The sequence below is a fragment of the Aliiroseovarius sp. genome, assembly GCF_965228805.1.
Taxonomy (GTDB): Bacteria; Pseudomonadota; Alphaproteobacteria; order Rhodobacterales; family Rhodobacteraceae; genus JASBTN01.
The window spans coordinates 1844012-1870477 of sequence record NZ_CBDDIE010000003.1; the positions used below are offsets into that span (position 1 = coordinate 1844012).

Sequence of the window (26466 nt, forward strand, 5' to 3'; positions counted from 1 at the left end):
TTTGTGCGGAGCGGCTGCGCCCTTCAAAGGTTGTGAATGCGCCCACCCAGGGTCGGGCGCCGCCCGGCCTCTTCTCAAACAAAAGGGGCGCCCGCAGGCGCCCCTCTAATCCTTCTCCGCAGAGCTCACTGCCCCCAGCTCACCCCGGTCAGGTCATTCGCCTGGGTCGGCGAATTGGCCCAAAGCCCCTGGATTCGCGCATCCGCCACGCCGGTCTTGGCCAGCTGGAACAGATAGCCGTTCACGTAATCCTCGGCGATGATCTGCTGCATCTCGGCCAGCAGTGCCGACCGCTGCGCCGGGTCCGAGGTTGCCGTCAGCGTCTCGTTCAGCGCCTGGAACTCGGGCCGGTCATACTGGAAATAATACTCCGGCCGGGCGTAGATATTGATGTCGGCGGGTTCGGTGTGGCTGACGATGGTCAGGTCGAAATCCTTGCCCTTGAACACCTGTTCCAGCCATTGCGCCCATTCCAGATTGCTGATCTCCACCTCGATCCCAACCGCGCGCAGCTGGGCCGCGACGATCTCACCCCCGCGCCGCGCGTAAGCCGGAGGCGGCAGCATCAGGCGCAGGCTCAGCCCGTCCGGCGCGGCCTCCGCCAACAGCGCCTTGGCCATCTCCGGGTCATGGGCGGAGTTGCCGGTCAGATCGACATAGTCCGGGTTGTGCGGCGCAAAGTGGCTGCCGATCGGCGTGCCATAGCCGAACATGGCGCCGTCTATGATCTCCTGTCGATTTATCGCATGTGCGATGGCCTTGCGGATGCGAATATCGTCCAGGTTTGGCGCCTTGTTGTTGGTCGACAGAATGGTTTCCCCCTCGGTCGAGCCGACGATCACCGCAAAGCGCGGATCGGCCTCGAACTGCGACAGGGTCTCGGGCGCGGGGAAGTTGGGGAAGGCCTGAATATCGCCCGCCATCATCGCCGCAAAGGCCGCGTTCGGGTCCGAGATGAACTTGAACGTTGCCTCGGCCAGCGCCGGGGCCTCGCCCCAATAGGCATCATTGCGGGTGATGCGCACATGGTCGCCCTGCACCCATTCTGCAAAGACGAAGGGCCCGGTGCCAATCGGCTTGGTCGCCGCATCGCCGATGCTTTCGGGTGCGACGATGACCGCGTCGCCCCAGGCCATGTTGAAGGGGAAGTTCCCGTTGGGCGCGGACAGCGTCACCGCCACGGTGGTCGCATCCACCGCGGTGACGGATTCTATCCCTGAAAACAACGCCTTCTGCGCGTTGGTCGAGTCCTCGGCCCGGGCGCGATCGAGCGTAAAGACCACGTCCTCGGCATCCATCGTGGTGCCATCGTGGAAACTCACCCCCTCGCGCAGATGGAACGTATAGGTCAGCCCGTCCTCCGAGACCTCCCAGCTTTCCGCCAGCCCGGGCAGCACCGATCCATCGGGTCCAAACCGTGTCAGCCCCTCGAAGATGTTGGCATAGACCACCTCGTCGATGGCCGCCGCCGCGCCACCGGTCGGGTCCAGGTTTGGCGGCTCCAGCACCATGCCCAGGGTCAGGCTGTCCTGCGCCCAGACCGGTCCAGCCAACATCGGGCCCGCAATCAGCGCCAACGCGGCGGCGGTGAGTTTCAGCTGTTTCATGATCTCTCCCTCCAGGTTCCCGTCATGCGGGTATGCCCGTATGAAACGCCCCCGCGCTCGACATGGCAAGGGGGAAGCTCTGACGCAACGTCCCTTTGATTTTTGCCGCAGCGCAGCATATAAAGGGCTCCCAGAGCACCATGGGAGGGACAAACATGAGCGCTTCGAACCGGATCACGGCCCTGACGCCATCCGATATCCGCGCCCGCAAAGGCGGCGAACCGCTGGTCACGCTGACCGCCTATACCACGCCCATGGCGCAGATGATGGAGGATCACGTCGACATCGTGTTGGTCGGCGATAGTGTCGGCATGGTGCTGCACGGGTTGCCCGACACGCTGGGCGTGACGATGGAGATGATGTGCCTGCATGGCGCCGCCGTGCGTCGCGGGCTGAAAAAGCCTCTGCTGGTCATCGACATGCCTTTCGGCAGCTACGAAGAAAGCCCCCAGCAAGCCTTCCGCAACGCCGCCCGGATCATGCGTGAAACCGGCGCGGATGCGGTCAAGCTTGAAGGTGGCGTGACCATGGCGGAAACCATCGCCTTCCTCACCTCGCGCTCCATCCCCGTCATGGCCCATATCGGCCTGACCCCCCAGGCGATCAACACGCTGGGCGGCTACAAGGTGCAAGGTCGGGGCGAGGACCGCGACCGTGTCATGGCCGATGCGAAAGCCGTGGAAGAGGCCGGTGCCTTCTCGGTCGTGCTGGAGAAAACCCCCGAGGGCCTGTCGGACGAGATCACCCAGGCCCTCACCATCCCCACCATCGGCATCGGCGCCAGCGCGGGTTGCGACGGCCAGGTCCTGGTTGTCGACGACATGTTGGGGCTGTTCACCGCCTTCAAACCCAAATTCGTCAAACGCTTTGGCACATTGGGGGTAGACGGCGAGGAAGCGATCAAGGCATACGCCGCCGAAGTGCGCGCGCGGAGCTTTCCCGCGCCCGAACATGTCTTTGCCGACGAGGTGCCGCAAAAATGAAACTGGTTCGTACCAAGGAAGAGCTGCGTACCCTGCGCCGCAAGTGGATCTTTGCCGGTGAAAAGGTCGCCGTCGTGCCCACCATGGGCGCGCTGCACGCCGGGCACCTGTCCCTGGTCGAGGCCGCCAAACAGGGCGCCGACCGGGTGATCGTCACGATCTTCGTGAACCCCAAGCAGTTCAACAACCCCGACGATCTGGACAAGTACCCGCGCACCGAAGACACCGATGCGGCCAAACTGGCCCCCTACGGCATCGACGCGCTCTACGTGCCCACGCCGGACCAGATCTACCCCAATGGCTTTGCCACCAATGTCTCCGTCTCAGGCGTGACCGAAGAGCTTGAAGGCGCCCACCGCCCCGGCCATTTCGATGGAGTTGCCACGGTGGTGTCGAAACTCTTCCTGCAATCCCGCGCCGATCTCGCCTTCTTCGGTCAGAAGGATTACCAGCAGCTCCAGGTCGTCACCCGCCTGTCCGAGGATCTGGATATCGAGACCGAAGTGATCGGCTGCCCCACCGTGCGCGAGGAAGACGGGCTCGCCATGTCCTCGCGCAACGTGCTGCTGTCGCCCTCCGCCCGCGCCATCGCGCCCGCCATGTACCGCGCCATGCTGGAGGCCGCCTCGCGCATCCAGGGCGGCACGCCCGTGGACATGGCGCTCGAGGAAGCCCGCGCCGCCATCCTCGCCGCCGGTTACACGGACGTGGAATATATCGAGCTGCGCACCTCCAAGGGCCTGAAACCCGCCACCGACCTCAGTCAGCCCACTCGCCTCCTGTCGGCGGCCATGCTGGACGGCGTGCGCCTGATCGACAATATCGCGGTCTAACTCCCGCGACTTGCCTCTTGACGGATCCGCCTGCTCACGCCTTCCCTGACCGGGCAGGACAGGGAGGCAGAGGCCATGCAGGTCAAACAGGACGTACCCACACCCACGCTCGACACCTTCGCGACCCATCTGGCGCGGCTCGTCAGCTACCCGACCGAAAGCCAGGACCCGGCCAAACACCCGGTCCTGCGCGCCTACCTGGACGAGGCGCTCAGCCCCCTGTTTCGCGACATGGGTTTCACCGTCGCGATCCATGACAACCCCAAGCCCGATGGCGGCCCGATCCTGCTCGCTTCCCGGATCGAGGATCCCGCCCTGCCCACCGTCTTGACCTACGGCCACGGCGACGTGGTGCCCGGCATGCAAGGCGCCTGGGCCGAGGGCCGCGATCCCTACCAACTGGAGGACGCCGGTGACCGCTTCTTCGGGCGCGGCACGGCGGACAACAAGGGGCAGCACCTGATCAATCTGCTCGCCCTGAAATCCGTCCTGACCGCGCAAGATGGCCGCCTCGGCTACAACGTCAAATTCCTGATCGAAACCTCGGAAGAGGTCGGCTCCATCGGCCTACGTGAATTCGCTACGGCCAACCCCGACCTCCTGTCTGCCGATGTGCTCATCGCCTCCGACGGCCCCCGCGTGGCGCCCGAGGTGCCGACGCTGTGCTTGGGCCATCGCGGCGTCATGAACTTTACCCTCGAGATCTCCCTGCGAGAGGAGGCCCACCACTCCGGCACCTGGGGCGGCTTCATCGCCGATCCGGCGGTGATCCTGTCCCACGCCATCGCCTGTATCTCGACCCGCGAAGGCCGGTTGAACGTGCCCGAATGGCGCCCCGAAACCCTCGACCCCGCCATGCGCCGCGCGCTTGACGGCTGTCCCTTCGACGCGGGCACCGGCCCCGACCGCCCCGACCCGGACTGGGGCGAACCCGGCCTGACCCAGTGGGAGAAAACCGCCCTCTGGCCCAGCTTCGCCGTGCTCGCCTTTGACCACGGCAACGCCGCCAACCCGGTCAACGCGGTGCAGCCCGGATCGAAAGCCCACTGCGGCATCCGCTTCCCGGCCAGCATCGACCAATACGACATCCTGCCCGCGCTGCGCCGCCACCTCGACGCGCAGGGATTTGAGATGGTCCGGATCACCCAGGATCCCGGCAACGAGGATTTCCCCGCCACCTGCCTCTCCCCCGACACGCCCTGGGTGGCCTGGGCGGTCGGCTCCGTCCAGCGCAGCCTTGGCAAAAAGCTGCAGGTCCTGCCCAGCAGCGGCGGCTCCCTGCCCAATGACATCTTCACCAAGGTCCTCGGGCTTGAGACCCTCTGGCTGCCGCACAGCTACAACTCCTGTTGCCAACATGCCCCCGACGAACACCTGCTGAAATCCACTGCCCGCGAGGGGCTGGCAATGATGACCGGGATCTGGCGGGATCTGTCGGTAAAGGCAGGGGAGGAGTAGGGGGTCAGAGCCGGTCAAGGTCTCCGACGAAATGCACGCCCAGTTCCGCGCCCCAGCTGGGGTCCAGCCAGAGCATTTTCGTCTTCCCGTCCCGTAGGGGACGCAAATGCGCCGCCAGCGTGTCGCCCCATCGCGATACTGCCGCCTTCCGCCAGGCCATAGACCCAGCTCGGCGCCTCGTCCGGTGCCTCGGACCCACAGCGTGAGTCGGTTGGTGACATTCAGGGTTCGTAACCCCTCCGCGCGCAGTTGCAGGACTTGGTTAATGCACAGGGATCTCTGCGCCCCATTTTCACGGACGAAGCGCAGGGAGAGGGTGGGTCCGGTCGGGTCGAATTCGGCCTCCCCGCAACGCACTGTCATGAAATCCGTCGAGCTTTTCCCAGGACATGGGCGTCCCTTTGTGTGGGTTTAAAGACGTTAAAGTTCACCTTCCGGTCCCCCCCGAAACGTTAAAGTTCCGGCCTTGAGGCCATTAAAGACTTTAAACAAGCAGGTCTTTCAGAACCAGCGCCATGACCCCCGCGCTGTCCTCCATGTCCTGCACACCCACCCATTCATCCGGCTGATGCGCCAGATCCAGAATGCCCGGCCCATAGGCGATGCAGTTCTTCAGCCGCCCGATCCGGTCGATGTGTTTCTGGTCGTAAGTCCCTGGACTCACGACATATTCCGCTGGCGTGCCCAGCACCTGTTCGATCGCTGCGGCGGTGGCGGAAACCACGGGCGCCTCGCGGTCGGTCATGGTCGGAATGACTTCGTGCATCTCATTGATTTCATACTCGAAATTCGGACGCTCCGCCTCTATCTTCTGCATCATCCCATGCACTTCCGCCTTCACTTCCGCGATGTCCTCTTCGATCAGGAAGCGGCGGTCGATCACGATGCGGCAGCGATCTGCCACGCAGGGCGCAGGAAATCCAGTGAAATCAGTACCTTGCTCGGCTTCTCCGCCATGGATCGAGTTGACGTTCAGCGTCGATTGCTTGGCCCCTTCCGGCACCACTGGCATCTCGGTCCGCTTCGAAGCCAGGAGCGGATACAGGTAGCGTTCCATCTCTTCCAGCACCGCCCCCATATGCCGGATTGCACTGTCCCCCAGGAAGGGCATCGACCCATGGGCAATGCGCCCCTTGGTCTCGATCACGGCCCACCAAACGCCCCGGTGCCCCAGGCAAATTCTGTTTTTATTCAAGGGCTCAGGGATGATGACGTGCTGCACGCGGTCGGGATTGAAGTAGCCCTGTTCGGCCAGGTAAGCGACCCCGCCATAGCCGCCGGTTTCCTCGTCGGCGGTGGCTGAAATTTCGACCGTGCCCTGATGGTCCGGGTGCAGCGCGACGAAGGCTTCGGCGGCAATGATCGACGCGGCCAGCCCACCCTTCATGTCGCAGGCCCCGCGGCCATAGATTTTCCCGTCGTCAAGTTCCCCGCCAAACGGGTCGCGGGTCCAGCCGTGGCCGACCTCCACCACATCATGGTGGGAGTTGAAATGCACGCAATCTCCGGCACTTAGCCCCTTGTGGCGGCAGATGACATTCCAGCGCGGATAGTCCGTGCTGTCTCCCGGCGTGCCCTCCGCCCGGATCATTTCCACTTCCCACCCCTGCTGCCCCATCCGCTCGGCGATGAAGGAACAGATGGTGCGATACTCGCGTCCCGGCGGGTTCAGTGTGGGGATGCGGATAAGGTCTTGCGTCAGGCGGATCAGGTCGTCGCGACGGGCAGCGATTTCGGTCAGCAAAGCATCGGTCATGGCGGCAGGGTAGGAGGCTTTTGCCCCCCGCGCAACGCAAGGCTGTATCCCCTGAAAATGTGCCATAAAATCGTACGCTTTCCGGGAAAACCGACTGTCTTGCCTCTTCAAATCGCGCTAACCTCTTCCCAACTGAATGTTACACCTATTTACTTCCGAGGGAGCGCCATGTCCGATTTCGATACCCAGATCCGTGAAAGCCAGAGCCAGGTGGCCGAGGCGCAGGCCAAGATTTCCGAGCTGACCACCCGGATCGAAACCGCGCGTCAGAAGATGGCCTCGGGCACGGATGCCAGCATCGACATCGAAAACGCGACGCTGGAAGACGTGCACGCCCACACCGATGCGATGAACGCCAATATCGCCGAACTGATCATGGGGCTGGATGACGTAACTGCCGGGTTTTCCAAGGATTTCGACGAGATGCGGTCGAAAACCGGGTGGGAGAGCTTTGTTGGCATCTTCTCGAAAGCCAAGTCGGAATCGATGCGTCAGGAGCGCATGCGCACGGCCAGCATCGACGACAAGTTGCAGGAGCTGATCGGCCAGTCGGATACGATCGTGAAGCTGCTGGAAGGGCAGCTGGAAATGCTCAACGAGCAGAAGGAAAGCGTCGGCGCGAACCTCGCGACAACGTTGGATGAACGTGAAGTCGTGGTGGGCGAGTTGGAAACCCTGCGCGCTGACATCCTGGGCATGGACCCGAAGATCATCGAGCTGGAAAACAAGATCAGCGTCGAACAGGACGCCGCCGCGCGCACCAAGCTGGAGACCGAGCTGGCCGAGCTGAATGCCAAGTACAATGACATGGTGCAGCAGGAACAGGTCAAGCTGGCCAACAGCCAAACCCTTGAGCGCTATATCGAAAAGGGCAAGACTTGGGTCGACAGCCTGCAGAACCAGGCCGCCACGCAGATGGTGCTGATCAACAAGTTGCAAACGGACACCAAGCAGAGGGTCGTGCTCTATGACGCCCTGTCCAAGTCGCTGAAAACTGCGCAGCAGCAGGACATCGCCCACCGGATCAACGAGATCGGGGTCGAGACCGACAAGGAAGCCCAGGCCGCCATGGCCGCGATCGGCACGGCGACCAACCAGAAGATGGCCGACATGCTGGAGGCGCATGAGGACCACATGGTCTTCGCCCGCGACGTGCTGGAGGCCAAGGCCAAGGCCGACGAACGCTTCGCCCGCCGCTTCCAGGCGATTGTCGAGAAACATGACAAGAACCTCTATGGGGGGTGATCCCAAACCGCCCTTCGGGTCTTTCCTGCGCCTGCTGTTTCCGGCGCGCATGACGCGCCGGGACTTGCTGGAAATGTGGGCTCTGGGCGTTGGCTTGCCACTGGGGTTCCTATTGGTTCTGGTTGTCGGAGCTCTTGGCTTTGGCGTCGGCGCCATTTTCAGCCTGTTCCTGGCGGCTTCCGTGGTTCCGGTGATCTGGCAGGCGGACAGGGTGCTGTATTTTTTCAGTTTCTGGGTGCCTGGCCTGTCGAATTGGGCGCACGGCCTTAAGGGCTGGTACGAATTCAAGTGGAAGACATGACCGAAACCGACACCCTCACCCAAGACCACCAGTCCCTCTCCGACACCATGGTCACGCGGCGCTATTTTTCGAAATTTGCGCGTATTACCGGGCATTTGGCCCGTGTCGCCGGGCAGATGGAGGCCGAGGGACGCATGGGCCGCGAAGAGGTCGAGGTGCTGGCGCGCTACCTGGTCGGGCTCGGCTTTACCTTCCGCGCGCTGGCCAACAAGCATTTCTGGTCCGGACGCGGCGAGGGCCACGGCGCCCTGACTTTCGATCGGCATGAAAGCGGCTTTCCGGTCCATGCGGAGCTGTTGCAGATGGCCGCCGACGCGGCCCAGGCGGACAAGCACCTGGCCGGCATGCCCTCCGCCGCCGAGCTGAAATCGCAGATGGTGCAGACCATCGTCGGTGAGCTGAAGATCCCGACCAAGCTGCAATATGCGCTGTCGCAACGGCTCTATTACGAAGAGCTGCAAAAGGGCGAGCTGTTCTGGCCGCAGAACCATCCGGACGTGATCTGGCTGGGTAACAACGGCCACCAGGGCCGGGACGCGCGGCGTCGCTACCTGGTGCATTGGGCGGTCTATGACAGCGGGCAGAACATCCCGACGCTCTATCTGATGGAGGTTGAGGACACCGGCCGCGTGGCCCTGCCCAAGGATGAACGCCGCTGGCCGCAGGCGCAGTCCCATCTGATGGCCCAGGCCATGGCCGGGCTGAAACTGGTGACCATCGCCAGCGGGTTCGACCGCGACTTCGATGATCTGCACCCCAAGTCGCTGAAACGCATCCATGTCGGCCCGATGTATTCGCACACATTCACGCGCCAGACCGGGCCTTTGCGTGAGGTTCTGGAACAGGCGAAATCTCCGCCTGGCGAGGATTGGGCCCTGGCCTGGACCGTCGAGGAGCTGGAAAGCGAGCGGGTGGAGATGGAGAAATCCGGTTGGTTCAGCTCGGTCGAACGCGAGGTCTTCGCGCTGGATCCCTTCGCGGGGCGCGGCGCGGACACCGGGGCCACGCGGATGGAACGGTCCATCATCCTGCCGCAGCGGCCCTATCAGGTTCTGGCGGAAAAGAACCCACCGGGGTTCCGCGACGTGCGCAAGTTCGTGGTCAGCCCGGGCGGGCGGGTGTTGAGTTATCGGTGAGGTATTGGGGGCCAGCGACGGCCCATTGCGCGCCTCTGGCGCGACCAAACCCCCGGGATATTTGAAGAAAGATGAAAGCAGGGTTTTGAGATGAGTATGCCAGCCGACCAGATGGAGCTTCGCGAAGAGGAAATCCGCGCGCATTACGCGGCGGCGGCGACGATGTTGGAGGGGGTGGATCATACCCCGCGCATTGCCAAGCCGAAGGTGCAGGTCACGGCGCCGGAACGGTCCCCGGGCATCGGCACGCGGCGGCGGTTCCGCTCGACCACGCCGGGCTTGGTGACACGCTCGACGGCGCGGCCTGAGGGCGTGCGGCTGGTCGATCGGATCGAAGGCGCGGATGAGGGTGACCCGCTGGTCAGCCCGGTGCAGGCGACCGTGCTGCATGCGCTGCGCCGGGCAATCTCGATTGCGCTGGCGATGGGCGAGGGATACGCCGGGCAGACCGGCTTGGTGGGCTTGAAGAAGGCCAACCTGGAAGGCGCTCTCGGCGCAGATCGCTCGGCGGAGTTCACCGAGCTGCTGGCCGCCGAAAGCCTTGTCACCCTGTCGGTTTTCGCCAATGCCACCGCCTATCTGCTGGCCGCCCATGCCTCCGAGACCTCGGTGGAAATCGGCGCGGTCGAGGAGGTACTGACCGACAATGCAGGGCTCGCCCTGCACGGCGCGCTGTGGGAGCTGGACCAGGAACTGGCCACCTTTGCCGACAGCGAGGACAAGCTGGTGCCCACCGTCATGGCCTATGCTGAACAGCTGATGGAGAAGGTCAGTCTGCGCGCCCAGACTGCCCCGCGGCTGGAGCCTTTCACGGGGAACAACTTCCGGGTCGAGGCTGATGATCTGACCATTGCGGGCTTTACCCCGGCTCGTGCCGCCAAGGGTTCCAAGATCACCATGAGCTTCAAGAAGCCCAACGAGGTGGTCGGCAACCACATCGCCAAGTACCAGGCGATGAAGCTCAGCAAGATGCTGATGGCCTATGACTTCGACCGCAAGCTGAACCCGTTTGCGGAACTGGGTGGCTTCATCTTTACCTTCATGGGCGACGGCAAGCCGGGCACGGGCAAGACGACGCTGATCCAGATGATGGCCGGGTTGATCAACGATTATTGCCAGGTCGCGGGCTATCCGTTCCGCTATCAGAACCTGTCGACGGAGAGCATCGACAGCTATCAGGGCAAGTCGGCGCAGAACGCCAAGGCCTTCATCAATAACGTGATTGATCCGAATGTGATCGGCTTCGGCACGATTGACGATATCGATCAGCTTGCGGGGAAACGGGGGGATCGGCAGTCCAGCGCGGGCCAGCTGGAGATCACCGCCGTGCTGATGGATAGCTTTGCCGGCGCGGGCACCGTGGTGCGTGGGAACTGCACCTTCGGCATGTTCTCGAACTACCCCGAGAACGTGGACGACGCTTTGCGCCAGCGCGCCGGTGCGCGCTTCCTGGTGGACGGGCCGCAGACGCGGGACGACTATGTGGACATCCTGAACCTGCTGATGGGCAAGAACCATTCGATCCCTCTGGGCGACTTCGAACCGTTTGCGGCGCAGGAGATCAAGAAGGCTGTTGCGGCCAGTTTCGACAGCCACAACCGCCCGCATGAGGACGGTCTGGTGCGGGTCTACGAACGGGTGTCCAGGGACATCGGCAAGCTCGATACGATTGCGAAACTGGGCACCTACCTGAAAGGCATCCAGGAGGCGGACGAGCGTTTTACCGGGCGTGCGATCAAGAACATCACCGACGCGATCAAGGTCCGCGCGATGGATTTCGAGCTGCCGGACGAATGGATGGAGAACCCCGAGCTGTTCCTGTTCAAGGACTACGACACCAAACGCGCCATGATCGAGGAGCTGCGCCAGCCGATCACCGTGGACATGGTGATCCAGGAGATCAACCGCTACGCCGACAGCGAGTTCCGCTATGCCGACAAGTCGGATGAGGCCGCGATCGAGGCGATGGTGCGCGACTTTGGCCGTCAGGAGGAGGCGAAGCGGCGGTATCTGGAGGGGAAAGGGTGACGAACACCATTCAACCCGATCCGGTGATCGCAGCAATCGGGCTGTTTGCTCTGATCGCGATTGGGATTGTGATTGCACTGAAGTCGCGCGGAAGCTGGGCGGTTTTGCTGTTAGCCGGCATCTTGGGTCCGTTTGCTGTTGGCATGGGGCTCTTGTTGGTGGAAGAGTTGGTTTTCCCCGGTATCGGTGCGGCTTACGGAACCAACATCGATGCCGCGTTGAGTGCGCTGATCCAAGCTAGCGTTGTCGGCACTTCGACCTATTGGGCTGCTTTGATCGTTGGCGCGGTGGGTGTCTGGTTTCGTCAGATGAAAAAGGGCTGGTGATGAAACTCTCACAAACGCAAAATGTTCGGCGTTATGCCAATCGAGCGCATGTGGAGATGTGTGTCCGGAGCGGCGCAGCCGCGACGCGCCCGACCCTCCCCACGGGAGGGCGCATTTCCGGTGTTTCGGCACGAACTCAGGTTTCGGGTGGGGCTATCCGTTTGCCTCATTGTATCGTTGCGACAGCGCCCACCCAGGGTCGGGCGCGTCGCGGCTGCGCCTCAGCGTTTAACCCAGGGCGGGAGATAACTCTATGAAACGCCTCATCCAACGTGGCCTGATGTTCGGCAATCTGATCCGGGTGGACAGCCCGGCTCTGATCGAGCGCTATAACCGGGCGCTGGAAGGGCTGACCGGCAAGCGCACGCAGCTGCCCGACTTCCACATCGACATCTCCGGCTACTCGCCCGAGATCGGGGATGAGCTGGGCGATGACCTCTATCTGAACCCGAACGGCTGCAACAGGCAGTTCATCATCCTGACCACGGACCAACGCCGGGCGCCGCTGCTGAATGCCAAGTTCTCGACCTCGCGCGGGATCCTGCGCCAGTTCATCGAGGATAACGAGGCGAAGCTCTTTGCGCTCACGGCCCATGATGCGGTGGCGGGTGAGCTGATGAACTCGGTCTATGAGGTGTCGACCCCCGCGAAACTCTTCGACATTCGCAAGATCGTGGTGGAGGCCGACACGACCCAGGCTCATGTCGCCAATGCACGGCTGCTGGCGGACAAGATTGACGCGTTCCAGGCCGAACCGGACGCCTGGTTCGACGACGTGCTGATCGCCGAGATGATCGGGCTTGCCAAACAGACTGGCGACGTGACGCGCACGCCGATTGACCTCGGCCGCGCGGAATACGAGCAGGACAACTTCTGGACCGACCATTTCGGCGGGCTTTATGTGTTCCGGGACGTGGAACACCCGGCGGTGATCGCGATGGGGGAAAAGCCGGTCGAAAAGCTGCCGGTGGGCGACGTCTTTACCCGCAATGAACCCAACGGGATTGCGACCTTCCTGGAGGTGAACGGGCTGGTCGAACCGGTGATCAAGGCGCGCGGTGTAAACGGCGCGACGATCCTGCGCCAGAAGATGGATTTCATCCTGGTGGATGCAGCGGCCTCCAAGGGTGAGGACATGGGCGCCATGTCGGCGCGCGAGCTGCGCCAGCTGGCCCATCGCATGGGATCGGACCTGCCCGAGGAATTCCAGGCGCTGGCCGCCCTGGTGCGCTGGGCCGAGAACAACGGCAAGTGGCCGCGCATCACCTCGCGCCATCCGGCCTATTTCTACACCCTGCGCGCGCGGCCCGATCACCCGGATCGGGACCTGATCAACCAGCTGCTGGCAGAGCTCGCCGCAAAGGACTTCCGCCAGCTCTTCATCTGCCATAAACAGGCGTTTTATCAGGCCTATGCGCGCTGGCCCGAGCGCAAGAAGGAATATGTGGCGGAGTTCCTTTATCGTGACTATATGGCCAACAAGGCCGGCGCGCGCGAGGCGCTGTTCGGCGGGCGGGAAGTGGCCGTGCAGGCGCCGCCCCCGCCAAGCCGCAAACCGGATCTGGTCGACCTGGTCGGCCCCTGGGGCGCGATCAGGAGGAGGTAGGCATGGGACTTGTGCGACTGCTGGTATTCGGCTTCATCGGGCTCACCGTGGTCTATTTCGCCGTCAGCATCTACTCCCGTTCGGTGCGGCGCGAGAAGTTGGAGAACCAATGGGCGGAGGACCATCCAGGCGACACGGAAAGCGCCGAGCGGGACGCATTTGTGGAGGCCGGTATGGCCGAATACAACGCCGGCATCCGCCCCAAGCTGATCCTTCTGGTCTATGTGGTGCCGCTGCTGGCCGGGGCGCTTCTGCTCTATCTGATCAATTTTGTCTGAGGTTGAAATGGCTTACGTGAAATGGATTCTGCGTGGTACGATCGGCATCTTCCTGTTTCTGGTGCTGCATTACACCCTGCCGCAGCATGACATCGTGCGGGTGGTGAACACCTATCAGGAGAGGCAGGATCTGAATGATTGGACCCGGATTTTCTGGGCCAAGCCGGACGATCAATCGGCGGAACTGATAAACCGGGATGTGCAGTTCATCCAGACGATACGGCGCAAGACCTATCTGCTGGGCTTCATCTCCACCGATACCGAGGAAGAAATGGTATTCCGCAACGAGGATACCGGCTGGTCCTGGCCGCCCTACTTCAAGTTCGATACTGCCAACCTGCAGACGCAGGCGGACGACTTGCGCTCTCCACCCGAACAGCCGAAATGGGCAGTAATGACCCACTATGGCTGGCGCAATGTTCTGGTCTCGGCGTTCCCGAATGCGGTGGCGATCCGTCCGGTTGAAAGCCCTGATGTGCGTATCATCCCATGGTTCAATATCTTCTTCTTCACCTTCCTGATTGTCGGCCTGTTGTTCATCCGCGCCATGTGGCGCCAGTTCCGCGAACGTTCGATCGATCCGGCGCTGAACGAAGCAGGCGAGGCCTGGGAACGGGTCGATGCCCGCACGGAAGAGGCCAAGGGGCGGTTCTCGCGCTGGCTGGGCACCTGGCGGTCGAAGCCGAAACGCTGAGCCGGGCAACGCGGCTCCCACCCTGGCAGGCGTCGCGAGCGTGGCAGGAGGCGTGGCCACCCACCCCGCCGCGCTGCCCGGGGTGGACCAGCAAAAGGCGCAGGAGGTGACCCCCCTGCGCCTTTCATCTTTCCAGAAATATCCTCGCCGAAGGCCTCATATCGCTGAACGCTCGCGCCGGGCGGGTCCTGTCCATGGGCCTCACCGCTTGCCCCTTGCCGCGCCGAGCCGCAGGCGAGGCGCCCCCCGGCGATGCCGGGGAGAGCGCCGAAGGCGCTTGACGCGGTAGCGCAACCCCTGGGAAGGGCCTATTCGCCGTATGGCACCCAGACGGTCTTGACCTCGGTGGCCTGGGCCAGGAACTCGCGCCCTTCGCCTGCCACCCCGTACCAGTCGCGGCCCTTGGCATTGTTCACCCAGGTGCGTTTGACATTGCCCGCTGAGGCTTCCTCGATCAGGGCCGAGATATCCGCGCCGGAGTGGCTCCAGACCGCGTCCACGTCGAGGTGCCCGGCAAGTGTGCCCGCCAGTTCCGCGTGCGCCCCGGTCAGGATGTTCACCACGCCACCCGGCACGTCCGAGGTCTCCAGCACCTGATAGAAATCGGTGGCGGCCAGCGGGTAGGGTTCCGAGGCAACGGCGACCACGCGGTTGCCCATGGCGATTGCGGGCGCCACCAGCGACACGAGGCCCAGAAGCGGCGTCTCATCCGGGCAGAAAGCGCCGATCACGCCCACGGGTTCGTTCATGGCGAGGGCCACGCCGCGCAGGGGCACGGGCTTCGCCGCGCCATCGAACTTGTCCGCCCAGGCACCGTAGCTGAACAGGCGAGACACGGCGGCCTCGACTTCGCGCGCGCCGTTTCGTTTGCCGGTCATCTGGTTGATGCGCTGGGCAAATTCCTCGGCACGGGCCGAGAGGTTCTCGGCGATATAGTACAAGATCTGCGCGCGCAGATGGGCGGTGGTGCCGGACCAGGACTTGGCCGCATGGGCGGCCTCGACCGCGTTGCGGATGTCCTTGCGGTTGGCCAGCCCCACGTGCCCCAGCAACACGCCCTTGGGCGACCAGACCGGCTGCGAATAGCCACCGTCAGGCCGCGCCTGCTTGCCGCCGACGAAGAATTTGGCGGTGCGGTCCAGCGCGTCGACCTTGGCGTCTTTCGGCGCAGCCACGGCGGCGATGGGCTTCAGCGCGACGGGCTTCGCACGGGGTTTGGTATAGGCCTGCAGCCCCTCCCAGCCGCCCTCGCGGCCAAAGCCGCTTTCACGCACACCGCCAAAGCCTGCGGCGGCGTCGAACATGTTGGTGCCGTTGACCCAGACCACGCCCGCGACCAGTTTCGGCGCGATATCCAGCGCCAGGTTCACGTTTTCGGACCAGACCGAGGCTGCCAGCCCGTAGCGGGTATTGTTGGCCACCGCGACCGCCTCGGAGGGCGTGCGGAAGGTGGTCGAGACCAGCACGGGGCCGAAGATTTCCTCCTGCATCAGGGTCGAGGCCTGGCTCAGCCCCGTGATCAGGGTGGGCGGATAGAAACAGCCGTTTTCCGGCAGCTCGCAAGGTGCGCGGAACACGTCGCCTTCGCCTGCCGCGCTGTCGACCAGCGAGGTCACGGTCTGGAGCTGCACCGGGTCCACCAGCGCACCCACGTCGATTACCTTGTCGAGCGGGTTGCCGACGCGCAGCCCTTCCATCCGGGCGCGCAGCTTGGCGTGGAAACGGTCGGCGACGCCTTCCTGCACCAACAGTCGCGAACCGGCGCAACAGACCTGGCCCTGGTTAAACCAGATCGCATCGACCAGTCCTTCAACGGCGCTGTCCAGATCGGCATCGTCGAAGACGATATAGGGCGACTTGCCGCCAAGTTCCAAGGTCAGCGCCTTGCCTGACCCGGCTGTGGCGCGGCGGATCAGGCGGCCCACCTCGGTCGAGCCTGTAAAGGCGATCTTGTCCACGTCGTCGTGGCTGCAAATCGCCTCGCCCACGCGGCCGTCGCCGGTGACGATGTTGACGACGCCCTTGGGCAGGCCGGCCTCCTGGCAGATCTGCGCGAAAAAGAGCGCGGTTAGCGAGGTGTATTCGGCGGGTTTCAGCACCACCGTGTTGCCCATGGCAATCGCAGGCGCGACCTTCCAGGCCAGCATCAGCAGCGGGAAGTTCCACGGGATGATCTGGCCGCAGACGCCCAGGGCCTCGCGATCGGGCAGCTCGGCATCCATCAGCTGGGCCATGCCCGCGTGGTAATAGAAATGGCGCGCGACCAGGGGGATGTCGATATCGCGGCTTTCGCGGATCGGCTTGCCGTTGTCGAGCGTCTCCAGCACCGCGAAAAGACGCGCGTGTTTCTGCACCAGGCGGGCGAGCGCATAGAGGTATTTCGCGCGCTCATGCCCCGGGCGTTTCGACCAGGGGCCGAAGGCGCGGCGTGCGGCGGTGACGGCGGCGTCCACATCATCCGGCGTGGCTTGGGTCAGATGGGCCAGTACCTCACCGGTGGCGGGGTTCTTGGCCTCGAAGCTGTTACCCATCGCGCCCATCTTGCCGTCGATGAACGACCCGAAGGCGCGGCCCGCGCCGTCCAGCCAGGCCATCGCCTCGCCCGCGCTTTCCGGGGCCGGGCCGTAATCCATGGTTTCGAAGATTTCTTTGACGGTCATGGCTTACCCCATGGGATGACGGTAGGAGGCCGAATACTGGCCGGTGACATGGTGTTCCAGCTGGCGTTCGATATCGCCCAGCAGCGACGAGGCGCCGAAGCGGAACAGGTCCGGTTGCAGCCAGCGGTCGCCCAGCTCGTCCTTCATCAGGGCGAGGTAGGTGATCGCGTCCTTGGCCTTGGAAATCCCGCCCGCGGGCTTGTAACCAACGCGATACCCGGTGCGTTCATGATAGTCGCGGATCGCGCGGATCATGGTGAGGCTGACGGGCAGGGTGGCGTTCACGCTTTCCTTGCCGGTCGAGGTCTTGATGAAATCGGCGCCGGCCATCATGCAAACCAGGCTGGCGCGGGCGACATTGCGCAGGCTGCCCAGTTCGCCGGTGGCCAGGATCGCCTTGACATGCGCCTCGCCACAGGCCTCGCGGAAGGCCTTCATCTCGTCATAAAGCGCCTGCCAGTCGCCGGTCAGCACGTGGCGGCGGGAGATCACGATGTCGATCTCATGGGCGCCGGCCTTCACGCTTTCGCGGATTTCCTCGAGCCGCAGGTGGAAGGGGGACAGGCCCGCCGGGAAGCCGGTCGAGACGGCGGCCACAGGAATGCCGGTGCCCTTCAGCGCGTCGACGGCGGGTTCGATCATGTCGTGATAGACACAGACTGCGCCGGTGGTAATGGCCTCGACGCCAAGCGTGTCCAGGATGTCCGGGCGCACCGGCTGGGCGGCCTTGGCGCAGAGGCGCCGCACCCGGCCGGCCGTGTCGTCACCGGCCAGGGTGGTCAGGTCGATGCAGGTGATCGCCTTCAAAAGCCAGGCGGCCTGGTGGCTTTTCTTGACCGAGCGGCGCCCGGGCAGGGTCTTGCAGCGCCGTTCGATGGCCGAAGTATTGGCCTGCACGGCGCGCACCCAGTCCATGTCAAGCGCCATGCCCGGGTTGCGCGGTTCGGTCACCTGCGGCAGTTGGGCGGTGCCGGATGCACTCTTTGCCGCTGCGGCGGTGGGGGTGGTGTCGGTCTGCACGGGGGATCCCTCGGATTTTGACAGTCCGGCCCAAGGTCGCATGGGCGGAAAGGATTGGCAAGATTTACCGTTTGGTCAAAAGTGAGAGATTGGCGCCGATTTGGCGCCTTTTTGCCCGGTTTGGTGGGCAATTCGTGCGTTTGGGGGAAGGGTGGGGCCTCAGCCCGGCTGCGTGGCTTCGAATCCCGCTTTGTCGAATGCGGCTTTCAGAGCCTCCGCATCCAGCACGCTGTCGACTTCGACGGACCGCGCCTCCATATCGAATTCCAGGAAGGCGGTGGGGTCCGCCTCGGTCACCGCGGCTTCGATCTTGGCGCTGCATTTGCCGCAGTGCATGCTGGGTACGGTCCAGGTCGTCATGGGCGTGAAATCCTTCCGAAACGCTCTTGACCTTCCCAAGCTGGGAAGGGTTATATCCTTTCCTTGAAACGGAAAATGGTGCGCAATGCAACAGGTGACTTTCGGGGTGCAGGGCATGACCTGCGCGGCTTGTGTGGGGCGGGTGGAACGCGCCCTGGCCGGGGTGAAGGGCGTCTCCTCGGCTCAGGTGAACCTGGCCGCCGAAAGTGCGACTGTCTCCTTTGACGCGCCTGCCGACGCGGCCGACCTGACCCGCGCGATTGAGGCCGCAGGCTACCCGCCGCGCAGTGACCGGGTGGAGCTGCGTATCGAAGGCATGACCTGTGCCGCCTGTGTGGGCCGGGTCGAGGCCGCTGTCGCCGAGGTGCCCGGCGTCATGGCTGCGCGGGTGAACATGGCGACCGAACGGGCCGACGTCGATCTGTTGCAAGGCACCCAAGCCGCGGTGTTGCTGCGCGCCGTTGAGGGCGCGGGTTATGGCGCGACACTTCTGTCAGGAGGTGAGGCGGCGGAACCGGTTTCTGTCCGCAAGGCTGAGGAGGCGCGCCAGCTGGGGTGGCTGACCCTGATTGCGGCCGTGCTGGCCCTGCCGGTCTTTACCCTGGAAATGGGTGGTCATGCGGTCCCAGCATTCCACCACTGGGTGGCGCGGGTTATCGGGACCGGCAACAGCCATTTGATCCAGTTCGTGTTGGCGACCGCCGTGTTGGTCGGGCCGGGCTGGCGGTTTCACCGGATCGGCTGGCCGCTTCTGTTCAAGGGCGCGCCGGACATGAATGCGCTGGTCGCGCTGGGCACGGCGGCGGCCTGGGGGTTCTCGGTTGTCGCGACCTTTGCCCCGGGCTGGCTGCCTGCGGGAGCAGCGAATGTCTATTTCGAGGCGGCGGCGGTGATTGTGGTGCTGGTGCTGTTCGGCCGCTGGCTGGAGGCCCGGGCGCGCGGGCGTACCGGGGCCGCGATTGAAGCGCTGATGGCGCTGCGCCCGGACACGGCGCGGGTGGAACGGGACGGTTCCGTGGTCGAATTGGCCGTGGGCGAGCTGGTCACGGGTGACCTTGTGCACCTGCGTCCGGGCGAACGCATCGCGGTGGATGGGGCTGTGACCAGGGGCAGCTCCTGGGTGGATGAAAGCATGGTGACCGGCGAGCCGGTGCCGGTGCGCAAAGCGCCGGGCGACAGCCTGGTCGGCGGCACGGTCAATGGCGACGGCGCCCTGATCATGCGGGCCGAGGCCGTGGGCGGCGACACGGTGCTGGCGCGGATTGTGGCGCTGGTCGAACAGGCGCAGGGGGCCAAGCTGCCGATCCAGTCGATGGTGGATCGCGTGACGCTCTACTTCGTGCCGACGGTGCTGGTGGTTGCGACTGTCACGGTGCTGGCCTGGCTGGCGCTGGGCCCGTCCCCCGCGCTGGGCCATGCGCTGGTGGCGGGCGTCGCGGTGCTGATCATCGCCTGCCCCTGCGCCATGGGGCTGGCAACGCCGGTGTCGATCATGGTGGGCACCGGGCGGGGCGCCGAATTGGGCGTTCTGTTTCGCAAGGGCGATGCGTTGCAGGCGTTGGAGGGCGTGGGCATCGTCGCTTTGGACAAGACCGGCACGCTGACGGAAGGCAAACCCTCGGTCACCGCCTTCGATGTGGCGGGCGGAATGGACGCGGATGAGGTTCTGCGCCTGGTCGCTGCCGTCGAGGCGGGCAGCGAGCACCCGATTGCCCGGGCCATCGAGGCCCGCGCAACCGGGTTGGCCGTTCCGGCCGCCGGAACGGTGCGCGCGATGCCGGGCTTCGGGGTCCAGGGCCGGGTGGACGGGCATATGGTGCTGGTCGGCGCGGAACGTCTGATGACCCGCAAGGGCGTGGCGCTGGGCGACTGGCCCGCGCGCGCCGCAGAGTTGGCCGCCGAGGGGCAAACGCCTCTGTTTGCTGCGGTGGATGGCGAGTTTGCGGCGCTGATCGCGGTGTCCGACCCGATCAAGGAAGGCACGCCAGCAGCAATCGACGCGCTGCATGCGCTGGGGCTGAAGGTGGCGATGTTGACTGGCGATGCGGCGCCCACCGCACAGGCAGTGGCGGCGCGGCTGGGCATCGACCATGTGAAGGCGGAGCTGCTGCCTGCCGACAAGCTGGCGGCCATCGAGGCCCTGCGTGAGGAGGCGCCGGTGGCCTTTGTCGGCGACGGGATAAACGATGCACCTGCGCTGGCCGCCGCAGACGTGGGTCTGGCCATTGGCACAGGCACGGACGTCGCCATCGAGGCGGCGGATGTGGTGCTGATTTCGGGCGACCTGGGCGGCGTGGTCGATGCCACCGCCCTCAGCCGGAAGGTCATGCGCAACATCCGCCAGAATCTGGGCTGGGCATTCGGCTATAACATCCTGTTGATACCGGTTGCGGCGGGTGTGCTTTATCCGCTATCCGGGGTCTTGCTATCGCCGGTTTTGGCGGCGGGAGCCATGGCGGCGTCATCGGTCCTGGTGGTGACGAACGCCCTGCGGTTGAGACGAGTGACACCCTGGATGGAGAAGACGCGCGCATGAATATCGGAGAGGTTTCCCAACGTTCCGGACTGCCGGCCAAGACGATCCGCTATTACGAGGAAATCGGTCTGGTCGAGATCCCGCGCGACCCGAATGGGTATCGCCGGTTTGGGGAGGGCGAGCTGGAGCACCTGTCCTTTCTGGCGCGCGCCCGCGGGCTGGGCTTTTCGATCGAGGATTGCCGGGCCCTGTTGGGGCTTTATCGTAATGCCGAGCGCGCCTCGGCGGATGTCAAGGACATTGCCACACGCCACCTTGAAGCGATCGAGGTCAAGATCCGCGACCTGTCGACCATGCGCGAGACGCTGACCAGTCTGGTTGACAGCTGCCTGGGCGATCATTCGCCCACCTGTGCCATCCTGGATGGAATCGCCAAGAGCTGACCGGATGCTGATCGGGGCCCCTGCCCGGGTCAGCTCCCACCTTTTGCATCGTCAGGCCCTGCCGCGCCCGGCTGCCACCCCGCCCCGCTGACCCGGGCAGGGCCCTTCCGCCGTGGTTTTCCCGGCTCCGACGCGTATGACTGCGCGGCAGGTTGACGGGGATCAAAGACCCGGGGACAAATCAGTGGCAAAGCACGGGGGCGGAGGAGCCGGTTTTCCGGGGCGGTGGCCCCATGCGCAAAGGAACGATCCGATGGACGTCAGTCCCCTTAACCAGTTGTTCAACCCCTCGACCATTGCCCTGTTCGGCGCCTCGGAAAAAGGGCCGAGCGTGGGCGAGGCCACCTGGACAAACCTCACCACAGGTGGATTCAAGGGGCAGATCATCCCGATCAACCCGCATCACAAGACCCTGGGTGACGTGAAATGCTACCCCAAAGTCACCGACGTCCCGGACGAGATCGACCTGGCCGTGATTGCCACGCCTGCGCGCACCGTGCCGGGGATCATTCGCGACTGTGGCGAAGTCGGGATCAAGAACGTGATCGTGCTGAGCTCGGGTTTCGGTGACGGGGACGGGTCCGGCAAGGATTACGAGGCGCAGGTCATGTCGGCCGCGCGCCGGGCGGGCATTCGTTTCCTGGGACCGAACTGCACCGGCATGGTGCGGCCCTGGCTGGGGCTCAACGCCACCTTCCTGTCGGGCGAGACGCCGAAGGGGCGGCTGGCGCTGGTGTCGCAATCCTCTGCGCTGATCTCGGCCATTGCCGATTGGGCGGGGCCGCATAATGCGGGGTTCTCGGCACTGGTGAGCTTGGGCAATTCGACCGATATCGGCTTTGGCGACGCGCTGCAGTTCCTGGCGACCGACCCGCATACGGACGCGATCCTGCTGTATGTCGAAGGCGTGCGTCATGCGCCGCGCTTCCTGTCCGCCCTGCGCCATGCGGCGCGGATGAAACCGGTGATCGTGCTGAAATCGGGGCGCCACAACCGCTCGGCCAAGGCGGCCGTCACGCACACCGGCGCGCTGATCGGCTCGGACGAGGTGTTCGACGCCGCCCTGGAACGCGCGGGTGCGGTCAGGGCGCATACGTTCGGGCAGCTGTTTGCGGCGGCGGAAATCCTTGCCTCGACCAAGAAGACCACGGGCAACCGGCTGACCATCATCTCGAACGGCGGGGGCGCGGGGGTGCTGGCCGCCGACCGCGCGGTGGATCTGGGGCTGACCCTGCCGCCGCTGAGCGAGGCGCAGACCAAGGCCCTGGGCAAGAGCCTGGCCGCCCATTGGAGCCCGGCCAACCCGGTCGATATTCTGGGCGATGCCACGCCCGAGACCTACGCCGCCGCCGTGAAGGCCGCGATGGACTGTCGGGATAACGATGGGGTGCTGGTGTTGCTGACGCCCCAGGCGCTGACCGACCCCACCGCCGTGGCCAAGGCAGTGGCCGGTGCCCTGCCGAAGCGACGCAAGAAACCAGTGCTCGCCTGCTGGATGGGGCAGTCCCGCGTGGACGAGGGGCGCAAGCTGCTGTCGGATGCGGGTGTGCCCGAATTCCTGACCCCGGAACGCGCGGTGGAAGCATTCAGCTACCTCGCCAAACACCATCGCAACCGCCGCCTGTCACTGGAAATCCCGGGTCCCCTGGCCGAAGACGCCAAGCCCGACCTGGACGGCGCGCATATGATCATCGAGGCGGTGCTGGCCGAGGGCCGCAAGGTGCTGACCGAGATGGAGTCGAAAGCCCTGCTCAGCGCCTTCAACATTCCGATCAATACGACCTTCGAGGCGACCAGTTCGGCCTCCGCTCTGGTGGCTGCCGAAAGTGTGGGCTTCCCGGTCGCGGTCAAGATCAACTCGCCCGACATCTCGCACAAGTCGGACGTGGGCGGCGTACATGTGAACATCGCCGATGCGATGGATGTGAAACGGGCCTTCAAACAGGTGACCGAAGCCGCCAAGGCCGCCCGACCCGAGGCGCGCATCCTCGGGGTAACGGTCGAACCGATGGCGCCGCTTCGCGACGCGCGCGAGCTGCATATCGGGGCAACCCGTGATCCGGTTTTCGGCCCGACCGTCATGTTCGGTGCGGGCGGGACCATGGTCGAGGTGCTGAAGGACAGCGCCGTGGCCCTGCCGCCCCTGAACGAGGTGCTGGCCAACCGGTTGATCAACCGCACCCGCGTCTCGCGCTTGCTGGATGCCTTCCGCGAACGCGACCCGGCGGACTGCCAGGCGGTGGTCAATGTGCTGTTGCGCGTGTCTGACATGGTCTGCGAATTGCCCGAGGTGGTGGAGCTGGACATCAACCCGCTGTTCGCAGGTCCCGACGGGGTGCTGGCGGTGGATGCCCGCGTGGTGGTCGCCCGCCCTCCCGCGCGCGACGGGCGCTATGACCACGTCGCGATCCATCCCTATCCGCGCCATCTGATCCGGAAAACGCACCTGACCGACGGCACACCGCTGGTGATCCGCCCGATCCGACCCGAGGATGCGGGAAACACCAAGACCTTCGTGGCCGAACTGTCGGACGAGGCGAAGATGTTCCGCTTCATGGGTGCGCTGAACGAACTGTCCCCCGAGATGTTGGTGCAGTTCACCCAGATCGACTACCGCCGCGAAATGGCGCTGGTCGCCATGGCCGAGCTGGAGCCCGACGAATGGACCCAGCTGGGCGTCTGCCGCTATGTGATCAACCCGGATGACAAGACCTGCGAGTTTGCAATCGTCGTGTCCGACAAGGTGCAGCACCAGGGCATTGGCACCAAGCTGATGAAGGCGCTGTTCGACGCGGCGCGCCAGCACGGGCTGGACATCATGGAGGGCACGGTGCTGCGCAACAACGCGCCGATGCTGAAACTGATGAAGGAGCTGGGCTTCGTCCAGCGTATGGACCCGGACGACCGCGAGTTGGTGATCGTCGAACGCTGGCTCTGACCGGCGCGGGCACCGATTGAAGGACAGGCCGGGGCACAGGCATGGGCACCGGTCCGGAGGAGGAGATTTTCATGCTGGCAATGATTTCGCATTACGAGTGCCGCGAGCACGACGCAGGCCCCCTGCACCCGGAAACCTCGGCGCGCCTTGATGCGATCAACAACCAACTGATCATGTCAGGCATGGATTACGTGGTGCAACACCACGATGCGCCGCTTGTGACCCGCGAGCAGCTGGAACGCGTGCATGTGAGCGAATATCTGGACCGGGTCTATGCGCTTGCACCGGGGCAGGACATGAAATCGGTCGAGATCGACGGCGATACGGTGATGTCGCCCGGCACGCTGCGCGCCGCCGAACGGGCCGCGGGCGCCGGGGTACACGGGGTCGATCTGATCATGGAGGGCCGTGCCAATCCGGTCTTTTGCGCGATCCGTCCGCCGGGACATCACGCCGAAAGCGACAAGGCGATGGGCTTTTGCCTGTTCAACAATATCGCCGTCGCCGCCGCCCACGCGATGGAGGCGCATGGGCTCGACCGCGTGGCGATCATCGACTTCGACGTGCACCACGGCAATGGCACCGAGGAGATCTTCAAGGACGACAAACGCGTGCTGTTCTGTTCGTCCTTCCAGCACCCGTTCTATCCCTTCACGGGGCACGAGAAAGAGACCGACAACCTGGTCGACGTGCCCCTGTCCGCCGGCGCGGGCGGGGCAGAGTATCGCGAGGCGGTGATGGAACACTGGATCCCGCACCTGAATGATTTCAAACCGCAATTCGTCTTCATCTCGGCCGGGTTCGACGCCCATGTGGCCGATGATATGTCCTCGTTGCAACTGGTGGACAGCGATTACGAATGGATCACTGACGAGCTGAAGACGGTCGCCAACACCCATGCCGAGGGCCGGGTGTTGTCGATGCTGGAAGGCGGCTATGAGCCTGCTGCCCTGGCCCGGTCCGTGGTGAAACACCTGTCCACGCTTCTAGGCTGACCCTCCTCTTTGGGAGGGGGGAAAACCGGACTCATCCCCTATGCCCACTCGTGTTAACGTGTCGCCACCAAGCGACGAGTATTGAAACGCGACGGGGTGATTTTGATGACGCAGTTTTTCATGCGTGCGCGGCGCTGCCTGGCAGCGCTTGCGGCGCTTTCCATTTCCATGAGCGGCGGGTCGGCCTGGGCAAGCGCGTCCGATGTGGCCGCACAGGAGGCGGCGTTTCAGGCCATGCTGGCCGCGCCGGGGAACATTGACGCGATGCTGGCCTACGCGCGGGCCTCGGTGAAAATCCGCGACTATGAGGCGGCGGTGGCCACATTGGAACGCCTGCTGGATCTGCGTCCGGAGATGCAGGAGGCGCGCTATGAGCTGGCGGTGGCCTATCATGCGCTGGGCGCCTATGAGGTCGCCCGCTATCACTTTTCCCAGCTGGAGCGGAAGGGCGCGCTGGGGACGCAGGAGGCCCGCCTGGCCGCGCGTTATGTCGAGGCAGGCGAAGACCGCGACAAGCCCGATGCGATGAGAGGTTTTGTTGCCGCGGGCCTGTCCTATTCCGATGAGAGTGAGAGTTTCGGCGGTGCGGTCCAACTCGGCCTACGGTGGCGCCATGACATGGGCGACGCGAACACCACCGTCTGGCAGGCGGATGCGCGGGGCGCGCTGTTTGCCTTCGAAGGCGAGGGGCTGGATGTATCGAGCCTTCTGCTGCGCTCGGGCCCTTGGCTGGCGCTAGACGGCACGGCCTATGGTGCCAAGATCAGGCCCTATGTGGAGGTGTCAGCGCGGTGGGATGGCGATGACGAAGACCGCGGCACGGCGGCGCTGGGCGTGCAGTATTCCAATACGCACAGTGCGTTTTTCAGCAGTTTTGCGGATGTGAAACTGGGCCGCAGTTTCAGCTTCGATGGCGGGTCGGATGCGGATTATGTGGCGGGGGCGCTTGGCGTGGCTTATCGCCCGACACGCGACACCCGGTTGCGCTTTTCCCTGCGCGTCAGCGATCGGTCGGCGGAGGTGGCGGTGGACAGCCGGTCGAGCCATGGCGCACGGCTGGATTTGAGCCATGAGTTCGCGGTGGGGTTCGACGCCTCGGACCGCAAGTGGCGCGTCTCGGCGCATGGGGCCTGGGATCGGGTCGATTGGCGCAATGCGGGACGCGAGGATGATGTCTGGTCCGTGGGTGTGGGGCTGCGCGCCTATGTGCACGACGACCTGTTCGTGCAGACGGGCCTGCGTCACATCGAACGTGACAGCACCGATGATGCGGTCGACAACCAGGCCAACATCGTCAGCCTGATGATCGGGATGGAGTTCTGA

General features: G+C 64.4%; 21 protein-coding genes. 16 read left to right on the forward strand and 5 right to left on the reverse strand.

Going from position 1 to position 26466, the window contains the following annotated elements:
- Nucleotides 1-125 precede the first annotated feature (125 nt).
- On the reverse strand, nucleotides 126-1607 hold the full coding sequence (locus ACO07D_RS10290; protein ID WP_421702848.1) for an ABC transporter substrate-binding protein: 1482 nt from the start codon (nucleotides 1605-1607) through the stop codon (nucleotides 126-128).
- Between the two features lie 155 nt (nucleotides 1608-1762).
- Between ACO07D_RS10290 and panB the strand changes: the two genes are divergently transcribed.
- The 3 genes from panB to ACO07D_RS10305 all read left to right on the forward strand — a co-directional run bounded on the left by panB (nucleotide 1763) and on the right by ACO07D_RS10305 (nucleotide 4881).
- The gene (panB, locus tag ACO07D_RS10295) at nucleotides 1763-2590 is read left to right on the forward strand and encodes a 3-methyl-2-oxobutanoate hydroxymethyltransferase (protein WP_421702849.1); all 828 of its coding nucleotides are present in this window, start codon (nucleotides 1763-1765) and stop codon (nucleotides 2588-2590) included.
- Nucleotides 2587-3423, forward strand: a complete 837-nt coding sequence (panC, locus tag ACO07D_RS10300; protein ID WP_421702850.1) for a pantoate--beta-alanine ligase — start codon at nucleotides 2587-2589, stop codon at nucleotides 3421-3423. The genes panB and panC overlap by 4 nt, the downstream gene beginning before the upstream one ends.
- Nucleotides 3424-3498: 75 nt before the next feature.
- On the forward strand, nucleotides 3499-4881 hold the full coding sequence (locus ACO07D_RS10305; protein ID WP_421702851.1) for a M20/M25/M40 family metallo-hydrolase: 1383 nt from the start codon (nucleotides 3499-3501) through the stop codon (nucleotides 4879-4881).
- A gap of 484 nt (nucleotides 4882-5365) precedes the next feature.
- Here ACO07D_RS10305 and ACO07D_RS10310 read toward each other — a convergent pair whose 3' ends face one another.
- Nucleotides 5366-6637, reverse strand: a complete 1272-nt coding sequence (locus ACO07D_RS10310; protein WP_421702852.1) for an acetylornithine deacetylase/succinyl-diaminopimelate desuccinylase family protein — start codon at nucleotides 6635-6637, stop codon at nucleotides 5366-5368.
- A gap of 168 nt (nucleotides 6638-6805) precedes the next feature.
- On the opposite strand from ACO07D_RS10310, the gene ACO07D_RS10315 reads away from it, so the two are divergent.
- The 8 genes from ACO07D_RS10315 (at nucleotide 6806) to ACO07D_RS10350 (ending at nucleotide 14251) form a co-directional block, all read left to right on the forward strand.
- Complete coding sequence (locus ACO07D_RS10315) at nucleotides 6806-7882, forward strand: hypothetical protein (protein WP_421702853.1); 1077 nt, start codon at nucleotides 6806-6808, stop codon at nucleotides 7880-7882.
- Nucleotides 7872-8183: a hypothetical protein gene (locus ACO07D_RS10320; protein WP_421702854.1), complete on the forward strand. Its 312-nt coding sequence runs from the start codon at nucleotides 7872-7874 to the stop codon at nucleotides 8181-8183. The genes ACO07D_RS10315 and ACO07D_RS10320 overlap by 11 nt, the downstream gene beginning before the upstream one ends.
- Nucleotides 8180-9319, forward strand: coding sequence for a hypothetical protein (locus ACO07D_RS10325; protein WP_421702855.1), 1140 nt, complete (start codon nucleotides 8180-8182; stop codon nucleotides 9317-9319). The genes ACO07D_RS10320 and ACO07D_RS10325 overlap by 4 nt, the downstream gene beginning before the upstream one ends.
- Nucleotides 9320-9409: 90 nt before the next feature.
- Nucleotides 9410-11347, forward strand: a complete 1938-nt coding sequence (locus tag ACO07D_RS10330) for an ATP-binding protein (RefSeq protein WP_421702856.1) — start codon at nucleotides 9410-9412, stop codon at nucleotides 11345-11347.
- A complete protein-coding gene (locus ACO07D_RS10335; RefSeq protein ID WP_421702857.1) occupies nucleotides 11344-11673 on the forward strand; it encodes a hypothetical protein in 330 nt (109 codons plus the stop codon). Before ACO07D_RS10330 ends, ACO07D_RS10335 begins: the two co-directional genes overlap by 4 nt.
- Nucleotides 11674-11926: 253 nt before the next feature.
- Nucleotides 11927-13279 (forward strand): DUF6638 family protein, encoded by a 1353-nt coding sequence (locus tag ACO07D_RS10340; protein WP_421702858.1) that lies wholly within the window; start codon nucleotides 11927-11929, stop codon nucleotides 13277-13279.
- A gap of 2 nt (nucleotides 13280-13281) precedes the next feature.
- Nucleotides 13282-13557 (forward strand): hypothetical protein, encoded by a 276-nt coding sequence (locus ACO07D_RS10345; RefSeq protein WP_421702859.1) that lies wholly within the window; start codon nucleotides 13282-13284, stop codon nucleotides 13555-13557.
- A 7-nt stretch (nucleotides 13558-13564) separates the two neighbouring features.
- Nucleotides 13565-14251: a DUF1523 family protein gene (locus ACO07D_RS10350; RefSeq protein ID WP_421702860.1), complete on the forward strand. Its 687-nt coding sequence runs from the start codon at nucleotides 13565-13567 to the stop codon at nucleotides 14249-14251.
- 308 nt (nucleotides 14252-14559) lie between these two features.
- On the opposite strand, the gene ACO07D_RS10355 is transcribed toward ACO07D_RS10350, so the two are convergent.
- From ACO07D_RS10355 to ACO07D_RS10365, 3 genes are all read right to left on the reverse strand, one after another.
- Nucleotides 14560-16911 carry an aldehyde dehydrogenase family protein gene (locus ACO07D_RS10355; RefSeq protein WP_421702861.1) on the reverse strand — a complete coding sequence of 784 codons (2352 nt, stop codon included), beginning with the start codon at nucleotides 16909-16911 and terminating at the stop codon, nucleotides 14560-14562.
- A 3-nt stretch (nucleotides 16912-16914) separates the two neighbouring features.
- Nucleotides 16915-17973, reverse strand: coding sequence for a deoxyribose-phosphate aldolase (deoC, locus tag ACO07D_RS10360; RefSeq protein WP_421702862.1), 1059 nt, complete (start codon nucleotides 17971-17973; stop codon nucleotides 16915-16917).
- Between the two features lie 117 nt (nucleotides 17974-18090).
- Nucleotides 18091-18291: a heavy-metal-associated domain-containing protein gene (locus ACO07D_RS10365; RefSeq protein WP_421702863.1), complete on the reverse strand. Its 201-nt coding sequence runs from the start codon at nucleotides 18289-18291 to the stop codon at nucleotides 18091-18093.
- Between the two features lie 85 nt (nucleotides 18292-18376).
- Here ACO07D_RS10365 and ACO07D_RS10370 point away from each other — a divergent pair, with 85 nt between their 5' ends.
- The 5 genes from ACO07D_RS10370 (at nucleotide 18377) to ACO07D_RS10390 (ending at nucleotide 26466) form a co-directional block, all read left to right on the forward strand.
- The gene (locus ACO07D_RS10370) at nucleotides 18377-20827 is read left to right on the forward strand and encodes a heavy metal translocating P-type ATPase (RefSeq protein ID WP_421702864.1); all 2451 of its coding nucleotides are present in this window, start codon (nucleotides 18377-18379) and stop codon (nucleotides 20825-20827) included.
- On the forward strand, nucleotides 20824-21210 hold the full coding sequence (locus tag ACO07D_RS10375) for a MerR family DNA-binding protein (protein ID WP_421702865.1): 387 nt from the start codon (nucleotides 20824-20826) through the stop codon (nucleotides 21208-21210). The genes ACO07D_RS10370 and ACO07D_RS10375 overlap by 4 nt, the downstream gene beginning before the upstream one ends.
- Nucleotides 21211-21463: 253 nt before the next feature.
- On the forward strand, nucleotides 21464-24148 hold the full coding sequence (locus ACO07D_RS10380; protein WP_421702866.1) for a GNAT family N-acetyltransferase: 2685 nt from the start codon (nucleotides 21464-21466) through the stop codon (nucleotides 24146-24148).
- A 71-nt stretch (nucleotides 24149-24219) separates the two neighbouring features.
- Nucleotides 24220-25143 (forward strand): histone deacetylase family protein, encoded by a 924-nt coding sequence (locus tag ACO07D_RS10385; protein WP_421702867.1) that lies wholly within the window; start codon nucleotides 24220-24222, stop codon nucleotides 25141-25143.
- 105 nt (nucleotides 25144-25248) lie between these two features.
- On the forward strand, nucleotides 25249-26466 hold the full coding sequence (locus ACO07D_RS10390) for a tetratricopeptide repeat protein (RefSeq protein ID WP_421702868.1): 1218 nt from the start codon (nucleotides 25249-25251) through the stop codon (nucleotides 26464-26466).